This is a genomic window from Paraburkholderia nodosa DSM 21604, from assembly GCF_000519185.1.
GTDB lineage: Bacteria > Pseudomonadota > Gammaproteobacteria > Burkholderiales > Burkholderiaceae > Paraburkholderia > Paraburkholderia nodosa.
Map to the genome: position 1 here is coordinate 95,375 of NZ_JAFA01000017.1, position 13,957 is coordinate 109,331.

Consider the following 13,957-nt stretch of genomic DNA (forward strand, 5'->3'; position numbering starts at 1 on the left):
ATCCTTATTCAACGTGAGTGGTTGCACTGGCTTGCGCATCGTTGCTGGCGTCGCGCGCGGCGCGGCGTTGCGCGAGCCAGCCATGCACCATGCCGAACACGACCGGCACGAACACGAGCGTGGAGAGCGTGCCGATCGCGAGGCCGCCAATCACGGCGCGCCCGAGCGGTGCGTTCTGTTCGCCGCCGTCGCCGAGACCCAGCGCCATCGGCAGCATGCCGATCAGCATGGCGAGCGCCGTCATGAGCACTGGGCGAAAGCGGTTGAAGCCCGCGTCGAGCGCGGCGGCGAGCGGTTCCATGCCGGCGGCAAGCGACTCGCGCGCCGTATTGATGACGAGAATGCTGTTGGCCGTTGCGATACCCATGCAGAGGATCGTGCCCGTGAGCGCTGGCACGCTGAGCGTGGTTTGCGTGACGAACAGCATCCACGCGATGCCGGCAAGCGAGGCCGGCAGGCCGCTCACGATGATGAGCGGATCGAGCCACGACTGGAAGTTCACGACCATCAGCAGGTAGACGAGCGCGATGGCGAACACGAGGCCCGCTGCGAGGCCGCTGAACGAGGCGTTCATCGACTGCACCTGGCCGCGCATCACGATCGACGAGCCCGGCGGCAGTTGCGCGCGCGCGGCGTTCACGAGGCGGTTCACGTCGGAGGCGACGCCGCCCAGGTCGCGTCCTTGTGTCGACGCGAAGATGTCGAGCACGGGCTGCACGTTGTAGTGCGAGACCACGGCTTCCTGCGAGCTGCGCGAGACCGTGCCGAGGGTGCCTAGCTGATTCTGCGGCGTGAACGTGACGGATTGCGACGTCGTCACCGGAATATTGGCGAGCGTTTGCAGGGAATGAATATCGTATTGCGGCACCTCGGTCACGAGCGGGTAGCTCACGCCGTTCTTCGGATCGAGCCAGAAGTTGGGCGTGGTTTGCGAGCTGCCCGAGAGCGCGATGAGCAGGTTCTGCGCCACGTCGTGCTGCGTGAGGCCCGCTTGCAAGGCCTTCGTGCGGTCCACGTCGACGTTGAGAGTGGGCTCGTCGCCGGGCTGCTGGATGCGTGCGTCAACGAGGCCGCGCACGCCGCGCATCTGGTCGAGCAGGCGGTTCGCCACGACGCGATTCTGCGCGAGCTGGTTGCCGACGATCTGCACGTCGATGGGCGCGGGCAGGCCGAAGTTCAGGATCTGGCTCACGATGTCGGCAGGCAGGAACGCGAACGTCACGCCAGGAAACGAGGCGTTGAGCACGTTGCGCAGTGTCGCCACATATTGCGCGGTGGGTTTGTGCTTCGGCGCGAGCGTGATGAGGATGTCCGCGTCTTCGGGGCCGATGGGGTCCGAGGAGTCATACGTGAGGTTGATGCCGCTCACCGGCACGCCGATGTTGTCGAGCACCGCGGCCTGTTCGGCGGGCGGAATCACGCTGCGGATTTTCGCTTCGACTTCGTCGGTGAGGCGGGCAGTCTCCTCGATGCGCGTGCCGGTGGGCGCGCGCAGATGCAGGCGGATTTCGCCGGTATCGACAGCGGGAAAGAAGTCGCGGCCGGTGAACGGCACGAGCACGAGCGAGCCGAGGCACAGCGCGACCCACAGCACGACGAATCGGCGGCGCTGCGCTAGCGCGGCATGAAGCAGCGCGCGATAGCGGTTGCGCACCGCTTCGAAGCGTCGTTCGAAGCCCGCCTGAAAGCGCGTCAACAGACCCGCGATGCCGCGCCTGGGTGCAGCGTCAGGCTTGCGTGTGCGCAGCAGATACATCGCGAGCGTGGGAATCAGCGTGCGCGAGAAGAAGTACGACGCGCACATCGCGAACACCACGGCCTCGGCGAGCGGCACGAACAGATACCGCGCCACGCCCGAAAGCAGGAACATCGGCACGAACACGATGCAGATAGAGAGCGTCGAAACGAACGTCGGCACGGCGATCTCGCCGGAACCGTTGAGAATGGCGTCGTGCAGCGGCGCGCCGCGCTCCAGGTGATGCGTGATGTTTTCGATGGCGACGGTGGCGTCGTCGACGAGGATGCCGACCGCAAGCGCGAGCCCGCCGAGCGTCATGATGTTGATGGTCTCGCCGAGCGCCGCGAGCGCGATGAGCGACGTGAGCACGGCGAGCGGAATCGTCACGGCGATGATGAGCGTGGCGCGCCAGCTGCCGAGAAAGAGCAGGATCATCGCGGCGGTGAGGCAGGCCGCAATGAGCGCTTCGCGCACCACGCCCGAGATCGCGGACTTCACGAACACGGACTGATCGGAGAGCGGCGTGATCTTGAGCGCACTCGGCAGGCCCGCCGCGATCTTCGGCAGCATGGCCTTCACCTGCTGGATGATCGTGAGCGTCGAGGCGCTGCCGGTCTTTTCGACGGTAAGGAGTGCCGCGCGTTTGCCGTCCGCGCGCACGATGTTCGTTTGCGGCGCGTAGCCGTCGATCACATGCGCGACGTCGCGCACATACACCACGCTGCCGTTCACGGTCTTGATGGGCAGGTCGTTGAGCGCCGCCACGGTTTGCGTGCTGCCGTTCATCTCCACGTTGTATTCGCGCGAACCGATTTTCGCGGTGCCGCCGGGCAGGATGAGGTTCTGTGCGTTCACGGCGTTGACGACGTCCGCGGGCGCGAGACCCTTGGCCTGCAACGCTTTCGGATCGAGCTGCACCATGATCTGGCGGATCTTGCCGCCATAGGGCAGCGGCACGGCCGCGCCCTGGACGGTCGCGAGCTGCGTGCGAATGAAGCTGTTGCCGAGGTCGTAAAGCGACTGCTCGGGCAAGCTCGCGCTGGACAGGCCCAGTTGCAGCACCGGCACCGTGGAAGCGTTGTACGTGATGATGTTCGGCGGCAGCGTGCCCGGCGGCAGGACGCGCAGGATCGAAGCGGAGTTCGACGCCGCCTCGGCAATCGCGCGGTTGATGTCGGCGCCCGGATGGAAGAACACCTTCACGACCGAAACGCCGTTGAGCGATTGCGATTCGATGTGCTCGATGTCATCCACGTCCGAAGTCAGCGCGCGCTCGTAGTTCGAGGTGATGCGATGCGCCATGTCCTCGGCGGAGAAACCGTTGTAGGTCCAGACGATGCTGACCACCGGGATATTGATGTTCGGAAAAATGTCCGTGGGCGTGCGCATGATGGCGAGCGGCCCGAGGATGAAGAGCAGTACGGCCAGCACGATGAACGTGTAGGGCCGTCTGAGAGCCAGTTTGACGATCCACATGACGGGGTCCGGGTTGAGGCAGGAGTGGCGCAAGTATCGGGAGGGCGCGCTTACCCGGTGCTGACCTCGACATTACGGATTTGTCATCTTCGCCGCGCAGGCGCGTTGGCCGCTGTGAGCGCGTTGCGCCCAGATAACGAACTCGTAATCAGCAGGTCAGCTTTGCGTCAGCGCCGCGCGACCAGAATGCGCTCAACCTTCGCGACATTGCCGAGGGCGGCTGCGGCGGCATCCTTTCCCGATGCGGCGGCCATTCTTTGAGAGGTGAACATCATGAAAGCACTCGTTTCCACATTGCTCGTTGCCTGCGCCCTGGCCGCGCCGGCTGCCGCTTTCGCACAGACCGCCAACCCCGCTAACGCGCCGCTCACGCGTGCTCAAGTGATCGCCGATCTCGTGCGGGTGGAGCAGGCGGGGTATCGTCCTGTGGCCAAGGATGTCAACTATCCTGATGACATCCAGCACGCGGAGGCGATCGTGGCTCAGGAGCAGGCGCAAAAGACCCAGCAGGCCGCGCCGGGCAACACGGCGGTCGGCGGCGTGGCGATGACGGGCAGCTCGGACGCGGGCGCACCGGTCATGGCCAGCGTCGGCGGGCGGTCGATTTATGCGGGCCACTGAGCGAGCCGCAGCGCGGCGCAGCCGCCCCGGCGATAACGCCGGGTGCCGCCGCGCATTTCGATTCGCTTGATCAAACGTTTGCGCGGACGTAATTCGCCCCATTCGCGAGCAAAAAAGCGTTATTCATTTTTATTGAAGTCGCGAACTTGCCCCATTAATAGCGGCGGCGTTAAATCAGTTGCATTGGCAAATTCACCACAATATCGCGCGTTTTTACGGTGTCATCTTTCAGACGCACGCAAATTCATAATGCGCTGGTAAGATACGCGCGAATATGGGATGGCCGCTCTGCTTTCCGGGTATCGGCGCGAATCTAGACCACTCGCGCCGGCGGAAAACGAGTCCGCGTCATCAGGCCGACGGGGAGCGGCCGTCTTGCACTACGAATTGCGCTCCATGTTTAAAAAAAGCGCGTACGTTCGGATTGTGTGTTTAATCGCATGCGTTTGAGACTCGCGTTTCGCCTTTCCGGCGAATCGTCAGCCGCCGCTTGCCGCTGTTGCGCCTTGCGCAGACGGTCATTCCCCTCGCGGTCTAATCCCGCCGTCATGCCAATCAGGCGTATCAAACAGTCGCACATACTGGCCGAACCCGTCATGTCCACCCAGTCGACCCACCATCACCGCCTCTTTATGGCGCTGGTCGGTGTCATCAGCGCGGCGCTCAATACGGGCGCGCTCGTCGCGCTGCTGTTGCTGCGCGGACAGAGCGGCGACACCCCGTACACGCGTGCGTTGACCGGCGCGTTCGCCGTGGCCGCGTTCGTCGTGTTTGCGCGCTTTCACCTGATTGCCAGCGCGCGTCATCTCTGGTGGATGCTGGGCCGCGGCGCATGGCGCTGGTGCCGGCTGCCGATCACGCTCATGGTGCTGCTGTTCGTGACGCACGGCGATCGCGGCGCGACGGCCCTGCGCACGCTGGTCGCGCAGTGGGCCGCCATTGCGCTGCCGCTGCAACTGGTCGGCCTCGCTGTTTTGCGCGGCGTGGCCCACAGCGTCAACAACGCGCCCGGCAACCTGCGCCGTGCGGTGTTCTTCGGCATGGGCAGCGAGGCGCGCAAGCTGAACCTGCGCCTGCAGCGTTCGCCGATTCTCGGCGTTCACGTGAAGGGCTATTACAACGATGCGCCCGCCGCGCCGCGTGACGGGGAAACGTTGCCGCCGTATCTCGGCCGCTATGAAGACGCCGCCGCGCGCATCCACGCGAACGACTACGAGATCGTGTTCCTCGCGATGGGGCAGGCCGGGGTGGCTCGAGCCGACGCGACGGCAGTGAAGGACATCACGGCCGACATCGTGACGCACCTCTACGATTCAACGGCCGCGATCTATCTCGTGCCCGAGCTGCATTATCTCGAAGACGTCGCGACGACCGGCGCGAACCTCGCCGGGGTGCCGCTGCTCGCTCTGCACGACGTTCCGATTCTGGGGCTTTCGCGCATGCTCAAGCGCGCGGTCGACATTGCCGGCGCGGCGCTGCTGCTCGCGCTGCTGTGGCCAGTCATGCTCGCGATCGCGCTGGTGATCCGGCTCGATTCGCCGGGCCCGGTGCTGTTCAGGCAGCGTCGCAACGGCGAGCACGGCCGGGCGATCGTCGTGCACAAATTCCGCTCGATGCGCGTCGCGGCGCAGAGCGAGGACGATGCAGAAGAGCAGGGTGTGCGCCAGGCCCGCAGCGGCGACGACCGGATCACGGGCGTAGGGCGCTATCTGCGCCGGACGTCGCTCGACGAGTTGCCGCAACTCTTCAACGTGCTGGGCGGTTCGATGAGTCTCGTGGGTCCGCGTCCGCACGCGGCGGAGCACAACGAAGAGTACCGGCAGCTGATTTCCGGCTACATGCTGCGCCATAGCGTGAAGCCGGGCATCACGGGGTGGGCGCAGATCAACGGGCTGCGCGGCTTGACCGATACGCCCGACAAGATGCAGCGCCGCGTGGAGTACGACCGTTACTACATCACGCACTGGTCGCTATGGCTCGATCTGCAGATCCTGCTGAAGACGGTCCCGTCGATCGTCTCGGGCCGCAATGCGGTTTGAAGCGAGCGCCGCGCGAGACGTGGCCGGACCTGAGCCGGCCGCGCTCGCATCGGCGGCTTTACGCCGCGCGCCGCTGCGTGCGCGCCGCGCGCCAGTGACGCCACAGGATGCTGAAGAAGCGGCGGTCGTCCACGAGGTAGCGGCGCCACAGGCGCGCGGGGTCCTGTTTGATGCGCCAGCACCATTCGAGACCGCAGCGCTGCATCCACGCGGGGGCGCGCTGCTGCAGGCCGACGGCGAACTCGACGGCCGCGCCCGCGCACAGCATGAGGCCGCCCGGCAGCTTGCTGGCGTGATGCAGGGCCCAGCGTTCCTGCTTGGGCATGCCGAGGCACACGAATACGATATCGGGCGCGGCCGCGCGCACGCGCTCGGCCACCGCATCGCCCTCGGGGCCGGTCGGATCGAACGTCATGGAAGGCGCGATCACCTCGACGTCGAGGCCAGGATAGTGCTGCGCGAAGCCATTCAGGAGCGTGGCTTCGTGGCCCGGACGACCGCCTACCACCACGACTTTCCAGCCGCCCGCGCGGGCGCGCTCGCACAGCGCGGGCAACAGGTCCGAGCCGGTCACGCGTTCGGGCAGCGGCGCGCCGAACAGGCGGCTCGCCCAGACAACGGGCATGCCGTCCGCGAACAGGAAGTCGGCGGTGCGGTAAAGGCGTTGAAGATCGGGCTGCGTGTCGAGACGCACCACGTGATCGACGTTCGGCGTGACCGCCACCCGCGCCCGGCCGTCGCGCTGCACGGCGGCGGCACAAAGCACGTCGAGCGCGGTGTCGAACGACACGGCGGCGATATTGAGTCCGAACAAGGGAATGCTCGGCTTGAAGACACCCCGTGCGGCTGCCTGCGGCGCCGCCGTTATGTAAGGCGTGCTCATCTTGTTTTTGTGACCCCGACGTGCGCACACGACGTGAGCCACGCACGGCGCCCGTTGAACCGGCGTCGTGCCACCCCGTCATGCGTCGAACGTTATGTTTTTTTCTGGTCTCCTGGCTTTTGCCAAGGCGCTTTGGACTTCAGACAGAATCTTACTGCTGTGTCGGTGCGACGGGTAACACAACAGTGTTTTTTTAGAGACAAAAATCGGCATGCGTCTGAAATTTCTCTGGTTGCGCCGGCGGTTGCACGCGTGCGATCGGCTACTATCGCCGCGGCCCGTTTTTCCTTTACCGTTCATGACAGACGATGATCACCGACGCCCGTGAGATTCCCGCCGGCACGACGCTGCGCGCGGACCTGTGCATCGTGGGAGCCGGTGCCGCCGGCATTGCGCTCGCGCTCGCGCTGGAGGAGAGCGGGCTCGACGTGATCGTGCTGGAGAGCGGCGGCGATGCGCCCGAGCCCGCCAACCAGCAGCTGTACGCGGGCACGGTGGCGAATGCGGCGCTTCATCCGCCGCCGGACAACTATCGCGTGCGCCGCTTCGGCGGCTCGACCACGCTGTGGGGCGGCCGCTGCATGCCGCTCGACGCGCTCGACTTCGAGGTGCGCGACTACGTCGCGCACAGCGGCTGGCCGATCGCCTTCGCCGATGTGCTCCGCCACTACCCGCAAGCCAACGCGCTGTGCGAAGCGGGCGAATTCGCTTATACGGCCGAAGGCGCGTTCGCCGCGCCGCTGCGCCCGATGATCGGCGGCTTTGCCAGCGACGTGTTTTCGACGCACATGCTCGAGCGCTTCAGTTGCCCGACCGACTTCGGTCAGCGTTACCGGGCGCGCCTCGCGAAAGGCCGCGTGCGTGTGCTCCAGCATGCGAACCTGTGCCGCCTGCCGATGCTGGCGGGTTCGACGCGGCGTGTCGGCGCGGCCCAGGTGCGCGTACTGAACACGACGGGCGCGACGGACGCGACGGGCGGCGCGACGTTCGAGGTGGCCGCGCGCGCCTACGTGCTCGCGGCCGGCGGGCTAGAAGTGCCACGCCTGTTGCTCAACAGCCCCGGGCCGAGCGGCCGGGGACTCGGCAACGCCCATGATGCGGTGGGCCGCTATTACATGAGCCATCTCGCGGGCACGATCGGCACGCTCGATCTCGCGGCGGCGCAGTCGGTGTGGCACGGCTACGAGATGACGGAAGAGGGCATCTATTGCCGCCGCCGCCTCGCGCTGCGCCCGGAGCAGCAAGCCGCGCTGCGCGCGGGCAACTTCATTGCACGCCTGCATCATCCGCGCATTCCCGACGCCGGGCACGGCAACGGCATCCTCTCCGCGCTGTATCTCGCGCGCGGCATCGTGCCCTACGAATACGCGAAGCGCCTCTACGACGGCACGCCCGAAGGCTATGCGGGCTCCACGCTCGCGCACCTGAATAACGTCGTTGCCGACGCGCCGAACACGGCGCGTTTCCTGTGGCACTGGCTGCGGCGGCGCACGCTGGCCGCGCGCAAGTTCCCCTCGGTGATCGTGCGGCCCGCGAATCTGCGCTTCTCGCTCGACTTCCATGCGGAGCAGGAGCCCAATGCGGCGAGCCGCGTCACGCTCGGCGACGAAACCGATGCGCTCGGCCTGCGCCGCATTCATGTGGATTGGCGCTATACGCAACAGGATGTCGCGACCGTGAGCCGTGCGCTCGCCGCGCTCGCGCACGAGGTCGAGCGCGCGGGCGTGGGACGCTTCAGCTACGACCCCGCGCAGGTCGAAGCCGAAATGACGCGCTACGGCGCGTATGGCGGACATCACATCGGCACGGCGCGCATGGGGCGCGACGTGCGCACGAGCGTGGTCGATGCCGACTGCCGGCTGCACGAAGCGGACAACGTCTATGTGACGGGCGCCGCGGTGTTCCCGACTTCGGGCCAGGCGAATCCGACCTTGACCATCGTCGCGCTCGCACTGCGGCTTGCCGAACACCTCAAGGGCGCCGCCGGTCTCGGCGCGCTGTCCGTTCCCATTGCAAACCATTCCGAACCCGCGTGATGAAAGCCCGTATTCTCGTTCTCGGCGCGACCGGCTTTGTCGGCCGCCATCTGGTGAAAGCGCTAAACAGTACCGAATGGGCCGAGCCGGTTGCCGCCTCGCGCAGGCAAGCGAGTGGCTTGCGCCGTGTCGATGCCGCGGACCCCGCGTCGCTCGCCGCCGCGCTGGCCGACGTGGACGGCGTTGTCAACTGCGTGGCAGGTGCGCCGGCGACGATCGTCGCAAATGCGCGCGCGCTGGCTGCCGCGCTGGAGGCGCGCGGTGCGCCGCTGCCCGTGGTCCACTTCAGTTCGATGGCGGTGTACGGCGCCGCCGAAGGCCGTATCGACGAAGCAGCCGTGCTCGACGCCGCGAGCCCCTATGGCCAGGCGAAGGTCGAGTCGGAGCGACTGCTTGCTTCGCTGCCCGCACTCACGATATTGCGCCCGGGCTGCATCTATGGAGGGGGCAGTCCGCAATGGTCGGCACGCATTGCGCAGCTGCTGCGCACGCGGCGCCTGGGCGACCTCGGCGCCGCTGGCGACGGTTGCAGCAATCTCGTTCACATCGACGACGTCGTGCAGGCGGCGCTGGCTGCGCTGCGCACGCCGGCTTCGGGCGCACAGGCCTACAACCTGGCGATGGCCCAGGCTCCGCGCTGGAACGAGTACTTCGTCGCGTACGCGCGTATTTTGGGGGCGACGCCGGTGGAGCGGATCGGTGCGCGGCGTCTCGCGCTCGAAACGAAGGTGTGGGCGCCCGCGCTGAAGATTGCCGAGATCGCGGGGCGCAAACTGGGCGGTGTGAAGGTGCCGCCGCCGCTGCCGCCGTCGCTCGCGCGGCTGTGGCGACAGGACATCCGGCTCGACGCGCGCCGCGCGGAAAAAGCTTTTGATATGGCGTGGACGCCGTGGCGCGTCGCGCTGCAGGCCGAAGCGTTCGTGGCGGCGGCGTCGCACGCCGACTGAACCGGTCGGGGTAGCCTGGGTTTCGGTTCGCCGAAGTTTCGGGCTTCGGCGCGCCCGTTATCGTTCGGATTCCTATAAATAAAAATCGCGAAACACATGGCGGCGAAGATTGACCAGTTCAGATGCGCTGCGAAGGGAGACCGTACGCTCGTGTTGCCATGACTTAGTGGTTCCGGATCGCGGTGCGACGGCTATTCAGCGGCGGCATAAAAAAAGCGCGCGTTGCGATCGGCAAATCAGCGAATTGAGGCCATAAAAAAGGCCTGTTCGCGACGCAGACGCACGCGTGCGCCCCATAGAATTTGATCGTAGATGCACTCACGCAGCGTCAGGCGACCGATACCCGTCGGATCGCTTCCCCACATCGGATTTCCGGTTAATTCAGCATGACACGGCTTGCACGGCACTACGTCCCAGAACAACCGCAGCACGTTATCTTGCAGGGGCTCACGGGGCCCGCATTCCTCGACGAAGGAGACTACCTTTACTTCCTCGCCTGCCTCGCGGACGCCGCGCGCGTCGCCGATCTGGCCATCCACGCGTGGGTGCTCATGCCCGACGCGGTGCAGTTCCTCGTCACGCCTTCATACGAATCGAGCGTGGCGATGGCGATGCAGGCGGTTTGCCGTCGCTATGTCGAGACGTTCAACCGCCGCCACGGACGCCGCGGTGCGATGTGGCGTGGCGAGTACCGGGCAACAATCGTTGAACCCGACCGCTATTTCCTGCTCGCGAGCCAGGTCATCGATCATGCGCCGGTACGCAACCGCCTCGTGGCCGAGCCGGGCAACTACCCGTGGTCGAGCTACACGCACCACGTCGGGCTGCGTGTCGACAGGTTCATCAAGGATCATCCGCTCTACCGGGCGCTCGGCAATACGCCGTTCGAGCGCCACCAGTCTTACCGCGATCTGGGCGCACAGCCTCCAGACGAATGCGAAGTCAACAACCTGATGCAGGCGACGCTCGAGGGCTGGGTGCTCGGCAGCGCCGCCTATTGCGAGTGGGCGGCGCAGACGGCCAACCGGAGGCTGATGCCGCTGCTGCTGCGCGACCGGCCGCCCAAGGTTCGCACGACTAGCGCCCTCGCATGACTAGGGACGACGGGCTAGCTGCTGCATAGGGAGCGAAATCACGAGCGCGCGCCTCCTTGCTGGAGGCGCATAATAAGCGCTCGGCGAGTCATCCAGCTATTGTTCACGCGCAGGTGGGAAGTGTGACCCTCCCATTCTTCACGATCGGCCATTCCGACCGCACCCTCGATGAATTTATCGCGCTGTTGAGGGGTGCGGACATCGGCATGCTCGTCGACGTGAGAAAAATGCCCAGGTCGAGAACCAACCCGCAGTTCAACGAGGAAACCCTGCCTGCTGCGCTTGCGGCATGCGATATCTCGTATGAACACGAAACCGTACTCGGTGGTCTGCGCGGAAAATCGCGAACCGTATCCGCGGACGTCAATGGCTTCTGGATCAACAGCAGCTTTCATCATTACGCCGACTACGCGCTTTCCGAAGCGTTTCACGCGGGCATCGATCATCTGGTCGAACAGGGGCGCGACAGGCGTTGTGCCGTGATGTGCTCGGAAGCCGTGTGGTGGCGGTGTCACCGACGCATCATCGCCGACTACCTGATCGCGCGAGGCGAAACGGTCATGCACATCATGAGTGCGCAACGACACGAACCCGCGCGGCTGACGGCGGGTGCGGTCGTTCGACCTGACGGGTCGATCGTCTATCCACCGGTGGATCAGGCGAAAATCTGAATTGCCATCCGGGCGATGTCTACGGCACGCCCGCCTGCCAGGCCGGGAGCGCCAGCATCAACGGCCGCGCCCATCGCATCGTCCGGGTTCCGCTACGCCTGCCCGGCTCCCAAAAAGTGCCAGCGAATCTGAAAATTGTATAGGGACACAGTCGCGCCCAGGGCCTATCTTTCTGCCAGCGAATCCGATGACCAGCGGTTTGCGGGTTGCTGCGACGCTGATAAAAAATGGAGACTAGTACTGTGCGTTCTTCGCTTCAGATGAAAAATAAAATCCTGACGTGCCTCACCCTTGCCGCCGCTGCCGCGCTTGTTCCGGGCGCGGATGCCGCGACGGCCACCAGGGGCGACTTGCTGATTTACCGCATCGGCCCGAGCACCTCGGAACTCTATGTCGCCAATGCCGACGGCAGCAACGAACACCGCCTGATCCAGTCCGATGGGTTCGACTATCACGGCTCTTTTTCGCCGGACGGCAAATGGATCGTGTTCACCTCGGAGCGCGACGGTCTCGGCCATGCCAGCCTCTATCGCGTGCGTGTGGACGGCACGGGCCTGCAGCGCCTGACCGACTGGATCGGGGTGAGCGACGCGGCGGTCTACAACCCGGCCGATCCGGATCTGATCGCGTTCGTGTCGTCGCGTCGCGGCAAGGATAGCTGGGGCACGACGAACATCTGGACGCTCAACATCAAGACGGGTGCGCTGCATAACGTGACCGGCGATATCAAGTTCGACCCGGACAAGCCGCACAGTTTCTTCCGTCCGTCGTGGTCGCCGGACGGCAAGTGGATCGCGCTGTCGTCGGATATCGGCAGCGACTGGCGAGGCCACAACCTGCCGGTCGGCTGGGAGCGCACCCAGGAAAGCAGCATCTACGAGATCCATCCGGACGGCACGGGTTTCAAGCAGATCACCGCACGCGCCGGCTTTGCCGAGGGCTCGCCCTCGTGGTCGGCGGACGGCAAGCACGTGGTGTTCTATGAGACGCCGGTCGAGTCGACCTGGGGCGCGCACCGTCCCGAGGCCATCGGCAAGGTCGACACGCAGATCGTTCAGGTCGACGTGGCCACGGGCGAGCGCAAGGAACTGACAAACACGCCGGGATTCAAGGTGTTCCCGCAATACGTGGGCGCAACCGACGTCGCTTATCACATCAAGAACGGCGCTCAGGAAGGGCTCCATACGACGGGCGGCCAGTCGCGCGCGACGGCGGGAAGCGGCATCCGCTCGCCGCATTATTCGGCTGACGGCAAGCAGGTCGTCTACGAGAAGGTGGTGTACAACAAGCCGTTCCATCCGAACGGCACGCCGCTCTACAGCTTCGATCCCGCATGGAACTACCGTTTCGTCGATGTGTTCCCGCAACTCTCGCGCGACGGTAAATCGCTCGTGTACACGGAGAAGGCGGTTGGCTCGTCGATCGTCGTGGCGAATACCGACTTCACCGACGCGCGCCGTATCTACGATCCGGTGACCAGCGGCCTCGATCCGAAGATGATCCAGATGGGGCTGGCGGGCGCGTTCCAGCCCACCTGGTCGCCGGACAAGCAGTGGGTGGCCTTCGGCGTGGGCGGCTGGTTCTTTACGCGCGCTCACATGCCGGGCCGCATCATGCGCATCAAGGCCGACGGCAGCATGAACGGCAAGCCGGAGGTTTTGACCGACGGGAAAGAGAACGCAGGCTTCCCGAGCTATTCGCCGGACGGCACCCGGGTCGTCTACCGCGTGTGGAGCGATACGGACAAGGGCTTGCGCATCCTCGACCTGGAGACGCACAAGACCAGCGTTCTGACCACCGAGCCGGACAACCTGCCAGGCTGGTCGCCGGACGGCAAGCGGATCGTGTTCACGCGCAAGGAGGTCAACCCGACTGACCCCAACAAGTTCCACTACGACGTGTACACGATCCACCCGGACGGCACGGATGTGCAGCGCGTGACGCCGCCGGGTTCGAATCAGGCCCACGCGACCTGGACATGGGACGGCCGCATTGCGTACAGCTCAGGCGAGTATGGCTTCCGCGACGAGCTTTCGCTTTACGACGACACGTTCCAGCCCGATGGCCAGAACTGGGTGATGAATGCGGACGGCAGCCATCGGCGTGCGATTACCGACACGCTTTGGGAAGATTCGATGCCGCTTTATATTCCCAAACAGTAAGGTCGCTCCGCAGGTTTACACGATAAAGGCACCGCGCTCAGGCGCGGTGCTTTTTTTATTGCGGCTGCTCGCAACCCGGATTCGCATGGCAGTACTTATCAACGAAATAGCGCCGTCAAACGTTCCGTACGCTTGAACTGTCCGCGAGTCTCGAGATTTACCCGAATATTCGCCCGTTCTCACTAAAAAGTGCCAGCGAAAATCACTTTTGTGTAAAGGCATTCAAGCGGGTATCGCATACATTCCATTCCACCGCAGCGGGCTTTATCACGTTGACCAACGCAAGGCTT

Annotated in this window: 9 protein-coding genes; 7 read left to right on the top strand and 2 right to left on the bottom strand. The window is 65.1% G+C overall.

What is annotated here, in order from left to right:
• Nucleotides 1-4: 4 nt before the first annotated feature.
• Nucleotides 5-3,214 (bottom strand): efflux RND transporter permease subunit, encoded by a 3,210-nt coding sequence (locus tag A3CW_RS0124100; RefSeq protein ID WP_028205850.1) that lies wholly within the window; start codon nucleotides 3,212-3,214, stop codon nucleotides 5-7.
• A gap of 273 nt (nucleotides 3,215-3,487) precedes the next feature.
• Here A3CW_RS0124100 and A3CW_RS0124110 point away from each other — a divergent pair, with 273 nt between their 5' ends.
• Together A3CW_RS0124110 and A3CW_RS0124115 are read left to right on the top strand one after the other, a co-directional pair.
• Nucleotides 3,488-3,835, top strand: coding sequence for a DUF4148 domain-containing protein (locus tag A3CW_RS0124110; protein ID WP_028205851.1), 348 nt, complete (start codon nucleotides 3,488-3,490; stop codon nucleotides 3,833-3,835).
• A 596-nt stretch (nucleotides 3,836-4,431) separates the two neighbouring features.
• Complete coding sequence (locus tag A3CW_RS0124115; RefSeq protein WP_028205852.1) at nucleotides 4,432-5,874, top strand: undecaprenyl-phosphate glucose phosphotransferase; 1,443 nt, start codon at nucleotides 4,432-4,434, stop codon at nucleotides 5,872-5,874.
• A gap of 58 nt (nucleotides 5,875-5,932) precedes the next feature.
• Here the strand turns inward: A3CW_RS0124115 and A3CW_RS0124120 are convergent, their stop codons facing one another.
• Complete coding sequence (locus tag A3CW_RS0124120) at nucleotides 5,933-6,757, bottom strand: WecB/TagA/CpsF family glycosyltransferase (protein ID WP_028205853.1); 825 nt, start codon at nucleotides 6,755-6,757, stop codon at nucleotides 5,933-5,935.
• Between the two features lie 308 nt (nucleotides 6,758-7,065).
• Between A3CW_RS0124120 and A3CW_RS0124125 the strand changes: the two genes are divergently transcribed.
• From A3CW_RS0124125 to A3CW_RS0124145, 5 genes are all read left to right on the top strand, one after another.
• Complete coding sequence (locus A3CW_RS0124125) at nucleotides 7,066-8,793, top strand: FAD-dependent oxidoreductase (protein WP_028205854.1); 1,728 nt, start codon at nucleotides 7,066-7,068, stop codon at nucleotides 8,791-8,793.
• Nucleotides 8,793-9,740, top strand: a complete 948-nt coding sequence (locus tag A3CW_RS0124130) for an NAD-dependent epimerase/dehydratase family protein (protein ID WP_028205855.1) — start codon at nucleotides 8,793-8,795, stop codon at nucleotides 9,738-9,740. Before A3CW_RS0124125 ends, A3CW_RS0124130 begins: the two co-directional genes overlap by 1 nt.
• A gap of 386 nt (nucleotides 9,741-10,126) precedes the next feature.
• The gene (locus A3CW_RS0124135) at nucleotides 10,127-10,834 is read left to right on the top strand and encodes a transposase (RefSeq protein ID WP_028205856.1); all 708 of its coding nucleotides are present in this window, start codon (nucleotides 10,127-10,129) and stop codon (nucleotides 10,832-10,834) included.
• Between the two features lie 122 nt (nucleotides 10,835-10,956).
• Nucleotides 10,957-11,505, top strand: a complete 549-nt coding sequence (locus tag A3CW_RS0124140) for a DUF488 domain-containing protein (RefSeq protein ID WP_028205857.1) — start codon at nucleotides 10,957-10,959, stop codon at nucleotides 11,503-11,505.
• 260 nt (nucleotides 11,506-11,765) lie between these two features.
• Nucleotides 11,766-13,667: a PD40 domain-containing protein gene (locus tag A3CW_RS0124145; RefSeq protein WP_035513763.1), complete on the top strand. Its 1,902-nt coding sequence runs from the start codon at nucleotides 11,766-11,768 to the stop codon at nucleotides 13,665-13,667.
• Nucleotides 13,668-13,957: the final 290 nt, after the last annotated feature.

Bases quoted from the DNA above. Each gene is read 5' to 3' on its own strand.
- A3CW_RS0124100 (WP_028205850.1), bottom strand. From the start codon at position 3,214: ATGTGGATCGTCAAACTGGCTCTCAGACGGCCCTACACGTTCATCGTG.
- A3CW_RS0124145 (WP_035513763.1), top strand. From the start codon at position 11,766: ATGAAAAATAAAATCCTGACGTGCCTCACCCTTGCCGCCGCTGCCGCG.
- A3CW_RS0124125 (WP_028205854.1), top strand. From the start codon at position 7,066: ATGATCACCGACGCCCGTGAGATTCCCGCCGGCACGACGCTGCGCGCG.
- A3CW_RS0124115 (WP_028205852.1), top strand. From the start codon at position 4,432: ATGTCCACCCAGTCGACCCACCATCACCGCCTCTTTATGGCGCTGGTC.
- A3CW_RS0124130 (WP_028205855.1), top strand. From the start codon at position 8,793: ATGAAAGCCCGTATTCTCGTTCTCGGCGCGACCGGCTTTGTCGGCCGC.
- A3CW_RS0124120 (WP_028205853.1), bottom strand. From the start codon at position 6,757: ATGAGCACGCCTTACATAACGGCGGCGCCGCAGGCAGCCGCACGGGGT.
- A3CW_RS0124135 (WP_028205856.1), top strand. From the start codon at position 10,127: ATGACACGGCTTGCACGGCACTACGTCCCAGAACAACCGCAGCACGTT.
- A3CW_RS0124110 (WP_028205851.1), top strand. From the start codon at position 3,488: ATGAAAGCACTCGTTTCCACATTGCTCGTTGCCTGCGCCCTGGCCGCG.